Below are 12,515 nucleotides of genomic sequence, written 5' to 3'. Positions count from 1 at the left end.
TCCTACCGCTGCGCCAACCTGCTGCTCTCCACCGCAATGCCAAGCAGCGCCTGTCTTGCCAGCGCGACGGAAAGATCCGGCCGCCGCCTGGTCTGCAGCACCGCCGTCTGCAGCCGAGTCAACGCGCGGCCGAGCGCTTCGGTGCTCCAGCGTTCCAGCGCTTTCTCCACCAGCTTGCGCCTGGAGAAAAACACCGGCGGGCGGGCGGCGGCAACGACCGAGGCGGCGTTGCGGTTGCCGGACTCCATCTGGCCGCGCATGATCTGGATCTGCTGCAACTGCCGCATTGCCGAGGACAGCACCAGGAAGGGCTGGCCGCCGGACTGGCAATGGCGGGTGAAGGCGGTGTCGAAGTCGCCGATCTTGCCTTCGAGAAGCGCGTCGACCGCGTCGTCGAAAGACGCGCCGGAGACATCACCTGACATCGCTTTGACCTCCTCCAGGCCGATCTCGGTCTGGCCATGGGCGTAGAGCACAAGCTTCTCGATCTCACCGCGCGAGGCCAGCCGGTCGCCGCCGAGATTGCGGCGCAGCGCCTGTCTCGCTTCCATGGTCATCGACATGCCGGCCCTGCCCAGTTCGCCGTCGATGACGGTGTCGATGTCGCGGGCTTCATCGGCATAGCAAGGCAGGGCCATGGCGTTGTCGGCCGCCTCGACGATGGCGCGCAGGCCGACACCTTTCTTGAGGTCGCCGGCCTCGATGAGAATGATCGCATCGCGCGCGGGCTCGGCCGTCAGCGCCTTGACGTCGTCGGCCAATGCCTTCTGGCCGCTGGCATTGCGCACCCACAGCAGGCGCCGGTCGGAAAACATCGGCACGGTGCGGGCCTCGTCGAGCAGCCGGCCCTCGTCTCGGTCGACCTCCGACCCCTCCAGCCTGACCACCGAGAAGGGATCGTCGAGCGGCAGGCCGGTCTTGCCGGCAAAGGCCTTTGCTCGCTCGGAGACGAGGCCGCGATCGGGGCCGTAAAGCAGGACGATGGAGATCCGCTGGTCCGGCTTCGCGAGCCAGCCATCGACCTCATATGCTTTCTTCTGTGCCATGGCGGGTTGGTTAGCATGATGTGGGGGCGGCATCCAGCTTGGGCGAACGGTCGACCCCCACTCCGTCGAGCTTCGCTCGACACCTCTCCCCCGATCGACGGGGGAGAGGAAGGGCGCGAGTTGGCCAGCCTTGGCTCCCTTCCTCTCCCCCGATCGACGGGGGAGAGGAAAGGCGCGAGTTCGTCGACCAATCACCTTATCTGCCGGCAAACCTCGCCCAACCTTCCCTCTAATTGCGCGCCACCGCCCAACATCGACAAGAAATTTCGCGGACATATCTTCATCTTGGGTGCGGGAGGCTGGATCGGCCGGCGTGGCCGGGACCGACGTCCGCAGGCTACCCGACGAATTCGCACTGGCGGCGCAGATATGCAAATATCTGTTCCGGGCAACATTGGAGGACAAAGGTCATGGCCGATGCTGGGATGTTGCGTTTCCACGTTCCGGAGCCGGAAGTGCGGCCGGGCGGAACGCCTGACTTTTCCAATGTGCCGATCCCCAAGGCCGGCTCTGTGCCGCGCCCGGAGATCGATGTCGATCCGCGCACCATCCGCGATCATGCCTTCTCGATCATCCGCGTGCTGAACCGCACTGGCGAGGCCGTCGGCCCGTGGGCCAGCCTGCTGTCCAGCGACGAACTTCTCACCGGCCTGCGCCACATGATGACGCTGCGGACCTTCGATGCGCGCATGCAGATGGCGCAGCGGCAGGGCAAGACCTCGTTCTACATGCAGCATCTGGGCGAAGAGGCTGTGGCTTGCGCCTTCCGCAAGGCACTGGCGCCGGGCGACATGAACTTTCCGACCTATCGCCAGGCAGGGCTGCTGATTGCCGATGGCTACCCGATGGTCACGATGATGAACCAGATCTATTCCAACGAAGCCGACCCGCTGAAGGGCCGGCAATTGCCGGTCATGTATTCTTCGAAGGAGCACGGCTTCTTCTCGATCTCCGGCAATCTGGCGACGCAGTACATCCAGGCGGTCGGCTGGGCGATGGCCTCGGCGATATCGAACGATTCACGCATCGCAGCCGCGTGGATCGGCGACGGCTCGACGGCCGAGTCCGATTTCCATTCGGCGCTGGTGTTCGCCTCCACCTACAAGGCGCCGGTCGTGCTCAATGTCGTCAACAACCAGTGGGCGATCTCGACCTTTCAAGGCATCGCGCGCGGCGGTTCGGGCACGTTCGCGGCGAGGGGCCTCGGCTTCGGCATCCCGTCACTGCGCGTCGACGGCAACGACTATCTCGCGGTGCATGCGGTCGCCAAATGGGCGGCGGAGCGGGCGCGCAGCAATCTCGGGCCGACGCTGGTCGAATATGTCACCTACCGTGCCGGCGCACATTCGAGCTCGGACGACCCGTCCGCCTACCGGCCGAAGACCGAATCCGACGCCTGGCCGCTCGGCGACCCGATCGTGCGGCTGAAGAACCATCTCATCGCGCTCGGCGTCTGGTCGGACGAGCGGCACGCGCAGGCCGAGGCGGAAATCCTCGACACGGTTATCGCGGCGCAGAAGGAAGCGGAAAGCCACGGCACGCTGCATGCCGGCGGCAAGCCGTCGACGCGCGACATGTTCGAGGGGCTCTATGCCGAGATGCCGCCGCATCTCAGGCGCCAGCGCCAGCAGGCGGGAGTCTGAGCCATGCCGAGACGGACCATGATCGAGGCCATTCGCGATGCCATGGATGTGTCGATGGGGCGCGACGAGAAAGTCGTCGTGTTCGGCGAGGACGTCGGCTTCTTCGGCGGCGTCTTCCGCTGCACGCAGGGCTTGCAGGCCAAATACGGCAAGAGCCGCTGCTTCGATGCGCCGATCAACGAATCCGGCATTGTCGGCTCGGCCATAGGCATGGCCGCCTATGGCTTGAAGCCGTGCGTGGAAATTCAGTTTGCCGACTACATGTACCCGGCCTACGACCAGCTGACCCAGGAAGCGGCACGGCTGCGCTACCGCTCCAACGGCGATTTCACCTGCCCGATCGTGGTGCGCATGCCGACCGGCGGCGGCATTTTTGGCGGCCAGACGCACAGCCAGAGCCCTGAGGCGCTGTTCACCCATGTGTCGGGGCTGAAGACGGTGGTGCCGTCCAACCCGCACGACGCCAAGGGGCTTTTGATCGCGGCGATCGAGGATCCGGATCCGGTGATCTTCCTCGAGCCGAAGCGGCTCTACAACGGTCCGTTCGATGGTCATCACGACCGGCCGGTGACGCCCTGGTCGAAGCATGAGCTGGGCGAGGTGGCCGACGGCCACTACACGGTGCCGCTCGGCAAGGCGGCGATCCGCAGGGCAGGCTCGGCCCTCACCGTGCTCGCCTACGGCACCATGGTCTATGTCGCGCAGGCGGCTGTCGAAGAAACCGGCATCGATGCCGAGATCATCGACCTCAGGACCCTGCTGCCGCTTGATCTCGATACGATCGTCGCCTCGGTGAAAAAGACCGGGCGCTGCGTCATCGTGCATGAGGCGACGCTGACCTCGGGCTTCGGCGCCGAGCTGTCGGCGCTGGTGCAGGAAAACTGTTTCTATCACCTCGAAGCGCCGGTTGCTCGCGTTGCCGGCTGGGACACGCCCTATCCGCATGCGCAGGAGTGGGATTATTTTCCCGGTCCCGCCCGCGTTGGCCGTGCCTTGCTTGAAACCATGGGAGCCTGAGATGGGCGAACACATCATCAAGCTGCCCGATGTCGGCGAAGGCGTCGCCGAGGCCGAGCTGGTCGAATGGCACGTCAAGGTCGGCGATATCGTCCGCGAGGACACTGTGCTCGCCGCAGTCATGACCGACAAGGCGACGGTTGAAATCCCCTCGCCGGTTGATGGCGAGATCCTGTGGCTGGGCGCCGAGATCGGCGACACGGTGGCCATCGGCTCGCCCATCGTGCGGCTGAAGGTGGCGGGCGAGGGCAACGCCAAGCCGCAAGGCGCCGAAGCGGAAGCGGTGTCCGCTGAGCCTCCGGCAAAACTTCCGACGCCGAAGCCCGAGGCTGCTGCGCCGGTCGTGAAGACATCCCCAAAGAGCGACGAGCCCAAGGCGAAACCGGCAGCCTCACAGAAAAGCACGGCGCAGCCTTCCGTCTCCGGCGCGCCGCGGCTTCAAGGCGAAAGACCGCTGGCGTCGCCGGCCGTTCGTCTGCGGGCAAAAGAAGCCGGCATCGATCTCAGGCAGGTTGCCGGATCCGGTCCGGCCGGTCGCATCGGCCATGAGGACATCGAAGCGTTCCTGGCCCGCGGGCCGCAGGTCGCAAAGGCATCCGGCCTCGCCCGCAACGACGCTGTGCAGGATATCAAGGTGGTCGGCTTGCGGCGCAAGATCGCCGAGAAGATGTCGCTGTCCAAATCGCGCATTCCGCACATCACCTATGTCGAGGAGATCGACGTCACCGCACTGGAGGAATTGCGCGCGGCGCTCAACAAGGAGAAGCGTCCTGGCGTGGAGCGGCCGAAACTGACGCTGCTGCCGTTCCTGATGCGGGCGATGGTCAAGGCGATCGCGGACCAGCCCAATCTCAATTCCCTGTTCGACGACGAGGCCGGCATCGTCCATCAGCATGGCGGCATCCATATCGGCATCGCCGCACAGACGCCGTCGGGGCTGGTGGTTCCGGTGGTCAAGCACGCCGAGGCGCGCGACATCTGGGATTGCGGCGCCGAGGTCATCAGGCTGGCCGAGGCGGCCAAGTCCGGCACGGCAACACGCGACGAGCTGTCCGGCTCGACCATCACCATCACCTCGCTCGGCGCCATGGGCGGCGTGGCGACGACGCCGGTCATCAACCATCCGGAAGTGGCGATCGTCGGCGTCAACAAGATGATGGTGCGGCCGGTGTGGGACGGCACCCAGTTCATGCCGCGCAAGATGATGAACCTGTCGTCGAGCTTCGACCATCGGGTGATCGATGGGTGGGATGCGGCGGTGTTCATCCAGCGGATCAAGACGCTGCTGGAAACGCCGGCGCTGATTTTCGTGGATTGAGGGGATGAGAACGGTCGCAAGGGCTCCCTCACCCGGATTGCCAAAACCGAATTGCGAAGGGCAATTCGGGGCAATCCGACCTCTCCCCGAGGGGAGAGGAGGTCGCCGGCGTCTGTGCTCGCCTCTTCTCCCCACCGGGGAGAAGGTGGCCGCGAAGCGGCCGGATGAGGGGGCCTTCGCCACCAGAAAGAGCGTGCCATCATGAAAGAAATCTCCTGCAAGCTGCTCGTCATCGGCGCCGGGCCGGGCGGCTATGTCTGCGCCATCCGGGCCGGACAGCTCGGCGTCGATACGGTGATCGTCGAGGCCGGCAAGCCGGGCGGCACCTGCCTCAATGTCGGCTGCATCCCGTCCAAGGCGCTGATCCATGCGGCGGAGGAGTTCGAGAAGGTGTCGCACATGGCGGGCGGCAAGAGCCCGCTCGGCATTTCGGTCACCGCGCCGACGCTCGATCTTGCCCGGACCGTCGCCTGGAAGGACGGCATCGTCAGCCGGCTCAACAGTGGCGTCGCCGGCCTGCTCAAGAAGGCAGGCGTGAAAACCGTGCATGGCTGGGCGAGCTTTCGCGACGGCAAGACGGTCGCGGTCGAGACCGAGACGGGCGTGCAGGTGATCCGGGCCGAAACGATCGTCATCGCCTCCGGCTCGGCGCCGGTGGAGCTGCCGTTCCTGCCGTTTGGCGGTCGGGTGATTTCGTCAACCGAGGCACTGGCACTCAGCGACGTGCCGAAAAATCTCGCGGTCGTCGGTGGCGGCTATATTGGGCTGGAACTGGGCATGGCATTTGCCAAGATGGGCGCTGAGGTGACCGTGATCGAGGCCTTGCCGCGCGTGCTGGCGCAGTATGATGCCGAGCTGACCCGGCCGGTGGTCAAGCGGCTCACCGCGCTCGGCGTCGAGGTGATGCTGGGCGCCAAGGCCAAGGGGCTTTCAACCAAGGGTGACGCGTTGCTGGTCGAGACCTCGGACGGCAAGAGCGCCAAGGTCGCCGCCGAAAAAATCCTGGTCACGGTCGGGCGCAAGCCGGTGACCGAAGGCTGGGGGCTCGAGCAGATCGACCTCGACATGGCCGGCAAATTCATCCGCATCGACGACCAGTGCCGCACCTCGATGCGCGGCATCTTCGCCATTGGCGACGTCACCGGCGAGCCGATGCTGGCGCACCGGGCGATGGCGCAGGGCGAGATGGTCGCCGAGATCGTTGCCGGCCACAAGCGCAGCTGGGACAAGCGTTCGATACCCGCCGTTTGCTTCACCGATCCCGAACTGGTGACCGCTGGTCTTTCGCCGGAAGAAGCCAAGGCGCTCGGCGGCGAGATCAAGATCGGCATGTTCCCGTTCGCGGCCAACGGCCGGGCGATGACGAAGCTGGGCGAGGACGGCTTTGTCCGCGTCTTGGCCCGCGCCGACAACCATCTGGTGCTCGGCATCCAGGCGGTCGGGCAGGGTGTGTCGGAACTGGCGGCGGCGTTCGGGCTGGCGCTGGAGATGGGCGCGCGGCTGGAGGACATCGCCGGCACCATCCACGCGCATCCGACGCAGGGCGAGGGATTCCAGGAAGCAGCGCTGAAGGCGCTGGGACACGCGCTGCATATTTAATTCGCGATGGCGCAAAAGCGGTGATGCCGGCGGGACAGCGCCCCCCTCTGTTCTGCCGGACATCTCCCCTCAAGGGGGGAGATTGGCAGTTTCGGGCAACCTGCCTCTTCCAAAACTTTCAAAAATTGGCGAAATCTAAGATGACAGCCGATCTCCCCCCTAGAGGGGGAGATGCCCGGCAGGGCAGAGGGGGGGCACTGTCCCGCCCGCCTCTCCACAAGAGAGACACGCCGCTTCACCCCGCCAGCCGACTCACCATTTCGTGCTGGGCATAGGCGCGGCCAAAACGGTTGGCTAGAAACGCGTCCAGCGCGATGTCTTCCTGCTTGATGAAGCCGGTCGCCGGCAGGCTGCCGTCGGCCAGCATGTCGAGCACGGCGCAGATGCCGGACGCCGTGGTGATCTGGATGGCGCTGCGCACCACCTGGCCGATACGCTGGGAATAGACCTTGTTGGCGTAGGTCTCCTGCAGCAGGCGGCCGTTCTTGCGGCCGGAGACGGTGACGAAGACGATGACGACGTCCTGCAATGTCGCCGGCAGGGCGCTTTCAAAAATGTCCTTCAGCACGTCGCGGCGATGGCGCAGGCCGAGGTCGTTGAGCAGCGCCTTCATGATCGCGGCGTGGCCGGGGTAGCGAATGGTGCGGTAGTTGAGCGTGCGCACCTTGCCCTTTAGCGTCTCGGCCAGTGTGCCGAGGCCGCCGGAGGTGTTGAATGCCTCGTAGGTGACGCCGTCGAGCGAGAACTCCTCGCGCTCTTCCAGCGGCGGCACCTCGACCAGCTCGCCTTCGACGATCGCCTCGCAGGGCTCGCAATATTCGTTGATGACGCCGTCGGTGCTCCAGGTGAGATTGTAGTTCAGCGCGTTGGACGGGTATTGCGGCAGGGCGCCGACGCGCATGCGCACGCTTTCCAGCGAATCGAACCGGCTGGCGAGATCGTTGGCGACGATCGAGATGAAGCCCGGCGCCAGGCCGCATTGCGGAATGAAGGCGCTTCTGCCCGAACGCGCCAATTCCTTGACGCGGCGGGTCGAGACGACGTCCTCGGTCAGGTCGAGATAGTGCACGCCGGCACTGGCCGCCGCCTCGGCGATGCGGGTGGTCAGATGGAAGGGAGCGGCGCTGAGCACCGCGAATTTGCCGGCGAGTGCGGCTTCAAGCGTGCCGGACGCTTCGATGTCGAGCTCCAGCGTCGCAACCGTGGCCGGGACTTCGGCCGCTGCGAGCTGTGCTGCCGAGCGGTCGACGAGCGTGACCTGATAATCTCCCGTGGCGGCGAGCATCTCGGCAATGGTCGAGCCGATCTTGCCGGCGCCGACAACGACAATTTTCTTCATGACAAATCCCTCACTGGTTGTGAGCACAGATTCGCAGCTTGCCCGTCGAAAGGAAGCGTGGTTCTGTACGAAACGAACCCATTGATTGGTCAGTCCGCCGAGAAGAATCGTCGAAATGCTCAGCGATGCCGAACAGACCCTGCTTTCGCTGCTGCGCGAGAATGCGCGCGCCTCGACCGCCGAGCTGGCGCGGCGGCTTGGCGTCTCGCGGACAACCGTGCAGAGCCGGATCGAACGGCTGGAGCAGCGCGGCATCATATCAGGCTACGGCGTGCGGCTGGCGCCGGATTATGAGCAGGGGCTGGTGCGGGCGCATGTGCTGCTCACCGTGACGCCCAAGCTTGCCGACAAGGTGGTGCGCGGCCTGCGCGGTTTGGCGACGGTCAGGACGCTGCATTCGGTCAGCGGCAATTTCGACATGATCGTCATCGTCGATGCGCCATCAATCCGCGACCTCGACATGCTGCTCGATCAGATCGGCGCCATGGATGGAGTCGAGCGGACGCTGTCGTCGATCATCCTGTCGACGCGGATAGATAGGTGAGGGGACCTCTCAACCCAAGCTGGGCTTGAACAGCACCAGCCGTTTCGCCGGCTAATCCGTAGCCAGCGGAAAACGCACCACCACCGCAAGTCCCGGTCGGCAATCCTCGAGCGTGATCGATGCGCCGTGCAGATCGGCGATGGCCCGGACAAGGCTGAGCCCGAGGCCGCTGCCTGATGTCGAGCGGCTGTGGTCCAGCCGGTAGAGCCGCTGGAACACTTTCTCGCGCTCTGCCGCCGGAATGCCGGGACCGTTGTCGGCGACGCCCGCAACGACGCGTTCGTCCTGGCGCGCCACCGACAGCTTTATCGTCGTGCCCGATGGACAATGGCGCAACGCGTTCTCGACCAGATTGGCGAACATCTGCGTCAGCAGCTCGCGATCGCCATGGATCCGGTCCGTCGTTTCCTGTGGTTGCGCCAACGACAGCGACTTTCCGTCGTCCTCGGCAACATCGGCATAGATCTCGGCGATGGTTTGCAGCACCTCGCCCAGATCGACATCGGTGAACCGCGCCCGGCGGGCGCCGGCCTCGATCTGCGCGATGCGCAGCAGGGCATCGAAGGTCTCGTTGATCTGCAGGCTCTCGGCATGCGCCTCCGCCAGTTCAGCGGCGATTTTCCGGCCCGACAGGTTCTTTTCCGACGCGGTGTCGAGGATCATCTGCAACCGGTTGAGCGGCGTCTTCAGATCGTGGGCGATGTTGGCGCTGACCTGTTTCATGCCTTCGACCAGCGCCGACAGGCGGTCGAGCGCGGCATTGACCTGGCTGGAGACGATGTCGATGTCGTCGCCCTTGCCGGTCAGCGGAATGCGGGTGTCCAGCCGTCCATGCGAGACATCCACCATGGTGGCGGCGATGCCGTCGAGACGGCGCTGGACGCGCGAGGCGAGCAGGGCGCCGCCGGCGACCGCCAGCCCGGTGATGATCAGGGTTCCCCAGCCAAAGCTCATCAGCACGATCCTCTCCAGCTCCTCCGTCTCGGAAAGGCTGAAGGCGACGGTCAGCGTGTTGCCGCCGACCGGGCCGGAATAGGCGCGGTACTCGGCGCCGGGCGGCACGCCGGGCATTTCGGTGTCGAACATCGAGAAGCCGTCGGGAAGCCCTGCCGCGGTGAAGTTGCCGGCCAGGCGATTGCCCGTTGCGTCGGTCAACGAAAACAGCTGCTCCTTCTTGAGGCTGCGCAGGGAGTGGCTGCCGACGGTCTCAACCAGCTCCTTGAGATCGTTCTCGGCATAGGTCGCGGCGACGACCGCGTAGGTTTCCTTGATGGTGTCGTCGAGCCGCTCGGCAAGATCGGCGCTCATCATCTGGTAGACGATGGCGCCAGACAGGACGAAGGCCAGCACGAACAGGAAGGCGAAGGTCAGGGCAAGCCGGAATGGCGTGCTGCGCAGCAGGCGGGACCAGGTTCCGGTCATGGCGCGTGCAGGCTGTAGCCGGTGTTGCGGACGGTGTGGATGAGTTGGGTTTCGAAGGGCTTGTCGACCTTGGCCCGCAGCCGGCTGATATGGGTCTCGACGACGCTGGTCCTGGGATCGAAATGAAAATCCCAGACCCGCTCCAGAAGCATGGTGCGGGTGATGACGCGGCCTTCGCCGCGCATCAGCACTTCCAGCAAGCTGAACTCCCGCGGCTGCAGGTCGATTGGCTGGCCCCGCCTCGTGACGCGGCGCATGATCAGGTCCATTTCGAGGTCGGCGACCCGTAGGACGGTTTTCTGCTCCTGCGCCGCCGGCCGCCGGCCAAGCGCGTTGATGCGAGCGAGGAGTTCGGAAAAGGCGAAGGGCTTGACCAGATAGTCGTCCCCGCCGGCCTCGAGCCCCTCGACGCGGTCGTCGATGCCGCCGACGGAGGTGAGGAAGATCGCCGGCGTGCGCACGCCGGCGGCGCGCACCGCCTTGACCATCGACAGGCCGTCGAGACCGGGGATCATCCGATCGGCGACGATCACGTCGTATTTGCCCCGGGTCGCCGCGAACAGCCCGTCATGGCCGTTGCGCAGGAGATCGCAGACATGGCCGGCCTCGGTCAGTCCCCTGACGATATAGTCGGCCGTCCTGTGGTCGTCCTCGACGAGAAGCAGTCGCATGAAAGGTCCGGTCCGTTGCCGAGATGGACAGGCTATCACCGGCACGGGCTTGTTCCTAGGATGTCACGAAGGCGCAGGGATGGTGGCGCTAGAACGTTCACGATTGGCCGAAGCGGTGGGGTTTTCGGCAATTGTCAATGCTAGCGCATCCGCCCTGCACCTAGTCCAGGTCCAGCAACAGTTCATCGGCTTCGTCGGTTGTCCCCTTCAGGGTCATGTGCAGGACGAGCGCAATGATACAGCCGAGGAAGAGCAGGCTGGTGAAGATGGTGCCGAAGCCCAGGCCGCCATGCCTGGCCGATCGCGACAGCAGGTCACCGAAGGAGGCGCCGAGCGGCCGCGTCAGGATATAGGCGAGCCAGAAGGCCAGGATGCCGTCGAGATTGAGCAGCCAGTAGGCCAGCACGATGAGCGCGATGGCGCCGCCGAACAGCAGGCCTGTGGTGAGGTAGCCCATGTCGAAGCTTTCGGCGACGAGATCGCCGGCGGCGGTGCCGAGCGCGAAGGTCAAGAGGATCGCCAGCCAGTAGAAGATTTCGCGCCTGGTGGTGAAGATGGTGTGGATCGACAGCGTCCGTTCGCTGGCGTACCAGACCGCGAATGTCGCGGCGAGCGCAACCGAGAAGGCGATGGTCGTGGTCTGCAGGCGCACGCCGAAAGTGTCGACGAGATTGTCCGTCACCAGGGTGCCGACGATGCTGATCAGCACCACCGCCAGCCAGTAGGCCCACGGCACGTAACGCTTCTGCGCAAACTGCAGGACGAGGGCAGCGATCAGGATGCCGGTCATGATCAGCGAGGTGACGGTCAGCCCAAGCCCGATCGTGTCGGCAAAATAGTCCGCCGCGGTCTCGCCGGTGGTGACCGCCATCAACTTGATCACCCAGAAATCGAGAGTGACGTCGGGAACTCTGTTGTGGCTCGGTGGGGCGGGTTGTTGCCTGTTGGGCGCGAGCATGGCTGAAGTCCTGAGGTCGACGGTTGCGGCGGTGGCGATCCGCGCAGCGTAAGCAAACGAGTTCACGCCGGCCTGTCCGGCGGCATACAAATTCGTAAGAATGGACGTGGGCCGCGCAAAGTCCTTTACGAACGCCCGGCGCTGCGCCGATAGAGGGCGTGCGCCTTTCATCCGCCATCAATGTCATGCCCATTGCTCACGGGCACTCGTCAGTGCCCCAGGAAACACCAAATGACCTACGCTACCCTCAAGCCGGTTTCCCAGGCCTTCGACCAGCGCAAGCGCCTGATCTTCGTGCGGGTTGCGGCGGCGCTGGCGGTGTTGCTGCTGTTTCTCACCAAGCCGGGGCTGAGCGAGGGCTCCGACGGGCACGAAACGCTCGAATTCTTCGGCTTTTGCCTGGTGCTCGTCTGTGTCGTCGGGCGGCTGTGGAGCATTCTCTATGTCGGCGGCAAGAAGAACGAGGAACTGGTCTCGACGGGACCGTTCTCGACCACGCAGAACCCGCTCTATTTCTTCTCGACGGTCGGCGCGGTCGGCATTGGATTGCTCTACGGCTCGCTGATGACGGCCGTGGCGCTGGGCCTTGCCAGCTTTTTCATCTTTCGCGTCACGGCGCGCAAGGAAGCCGAATTTCTGCTCGGCAAGTTCGGCCCAGCCTATCTTGCCTACACCAAGAGCACGCCCCGGTTCTGGCCAAACCCGCTGCTCTACCGCGACGATGACGAACTGCAGTTCTCGACGCGGGCTTTGAAGCGCACGTTTTTCGACGGGCTCTATTTCCTCGCCATCTTCCCGGCCATCGAACTGGTCGAGCATTTCCGGGCGACCGGCATGCTGTTTCCGGCCTTCGTCACGCTCTACTGATCAGCTGGCTCTAGCTGCCGAGCGGATGCGGCATGTAGCCGACGAAGCCTGATATCTTCCAGCTTCCGCCGACCTTGCTGCAGAAATACAG

General features: G+C 64.8%; 11 protein-coding genes. 6 read left to right on the top strand and 5 right to left on the bottom strand.

Translation table 11 applies throughout. The features are described from left to right. Nucleotides 1–2: 2 nt before the first annotated feature. Nucleotides 3–1,046: a DNA polymerase III subunit delta gene (gene holA, locus EN994_RS04335; RefSeq protein WP_013528740.1), complete on the bottom strand. Its 1,044-nt coding sequence runs from the start codon at nucleotides 1,044–1,046 to the stop codon at nucleotides 3–5. 410 nt (nucleotides 1,047–1,456) lie between these two features. On the opposite strand from holA, the gene EN994_RS04330 reads away from it, so the two are divergent. From EN994_RS04330 to lpdA, 4 genes are all read left to right on the top strand, one after another. Continuing rightward, nucleotides 1,457–2,689: a 3-methyl-2-oxobutanoate dehydrogenase (2-methylpropanoyl-transferring) subunit alpha gene (locus EN994_RS04330; protein ID WP_063169595.1), complete on the top strand. Its 1,233-nt coding sequence runs from the start codon at nucleotides 1,457–1,459 to the stop codon at nucleotides 2,687–2,689. Nucleotides 2,690–2,692: 3 nt separating this feature from the next. Then, entirely contained in the window at nucleotides 2,693–3,706 is a 1,014-nt protein-coding gene (locus EN994_RS04325; RefSeq protein WP_013528742.1) for an alpha-ketoacid dehydrogenase subunit beta, read from the top strand. Between the two features lies 1 nt (nucleotide 3,707). Next, on the top strand, nucleotides 3,708–5,024 hold the full coding sequence (locus EN994_RS04320) for a dihydrolipoamide acetyltransferase family protein (RefSeq protein ID WP_063169594.1): 1,317 nt from the start codon (nucleotides 3,708–3,710) through the stop codon (nucleotides 5,022–5,024). Between the two features lie 201 nt (nucleotides 5,025–5,225). After that, nucleotides 5,226–6,623 (top strand): dihydrolipoyl dehydrogenase, encoded by a 1,398-nt coding sequence (lpdA, locus tag EN994_RS04315; protein WP_063169593.1) that lies wholly within the window; start codon nucleotides 5,226–5,228, stop codon nucleotides 6,621–6,623. 235 nt (nucleotides 6,624–6,858) lie between these two features. Here lpdA and EN994_RS04310 read toward each other — a convergent pair whose 3' ends face one another. Continuing rightward, the gene (locus EN994_RS04310) at nucleotides 6,859–7,962 is read right to left on the bottom strand and encodes a saccharopine dehydrogenase family protein (RefSeq protein WP_024504078.1); all 1,104 of its coding nucleotides are present in this window, start codon (nucleotides 7,960–7,962) and stop codon (nucleotides 6,859–6,861) included. A 115-nt stretch (nucleotides 7,963–8,077) separates the two neighbouring features. On the opposite strand from EN994_RS04310, the gene EN994_RS04305 reads away from it, so the two are divergent. Next, nucleotides 8,078–8,506, top strand: a complete 429-nt coding sequence (locus EN994_RS04305; RefSeq protein WP_013528746.1) for an Lrp/AsnC family transcriptional regulator — start codon at nucleotides 8,078–8,080, stop codon at nucleotides 8,504–8,506. A 51-nt stretch (nucleotides 8,507–8,557) separates the two neighbouring features. Here EN994_RS04305 and EN994_RS04300 read toward each other — a convergent pair whose 3' ends face one another. The 3 genes from EN994_RS04300 to EN994_RS04290 form a co-directional block, all read right to left on the bottom strand. Then, the gene (locus tag EN994_RS04300; protein WP_024504077.1) at nucleotides 8,558–9,928 is read right to left on the bottom strand and encodes a HAMP domain-containing sensor histidine kinase; all 1,371 of its coding nucleotides are present in this window, start codon (nucleotides 9,926–9,928) and stop codon (nucleotides 8,558–8,560) included. Continuing rightward, on the bottom strand, nucleotides 9,925–10,599 hold the full coding sequence (locus tag EN994_RS04295; protein ID WP_013528748.1) for a winged helix-turn-helix domain-containing protein: 675 nt from the start codon (nucleotides 10,597–10,599) through the stop codon (nucleotides 9,925–9,927). The genes EN994_RS04300 and EN994_RS04295 overlap by 4 nt, the downstream gene beginning before the upstream one ends. Before the next feature lie 160 nt (nucleotides 10,600–10,759). Then, nucleotides 10,760–11,557: a hypothetical protein gene (locus tag EN994_RS04290; RefSeq protein WP_063170407.1), complete on the bottom strand. Its 798-nt coding sequence runs from the start codon at nucleotides 11,555–11,557 to the stop codon at nucleotides 10,760–10,762. Nucleotides 11,558–11,788: 231 nt separating this feature from the next. Here EN994_RS04290 and EN994_RS04285 point away from each other — a divergent pair, with 231 nt between their 5' ends. Beyond that, entirely contained in the window at nucleotides 11,789–12,424 is a 636-nt protein-coding gene (locus EN994_RS04285) for an isoprenylcysteine carboxylmethyltransferase family protein (protein ID WP_063169592.1), read from the top strand. The last annotated feature ends 91 nt before the right edge of the window (nucleotides 12,425–12,515 follow it).

Origin of the sequence: Mesorhizobium sp. M7A.F.Ca.CA.002.09.1.1 (genome assembly GCF_003998555.1) — a bacterium.
Taxonomy (GTDB): domain Bacteria; phylum Pseudomonadota; class Alphaproteobacteria; order Rhizobiales; family Rhizobiaceae; genus Mesorhizobium; species Mesorhizobium ciceri.
The sequence above is the reverse complement of the archived record's forward strand: the minus strand, read 5'-3'. Positions and strand labels throughout refer to the sequence as shown.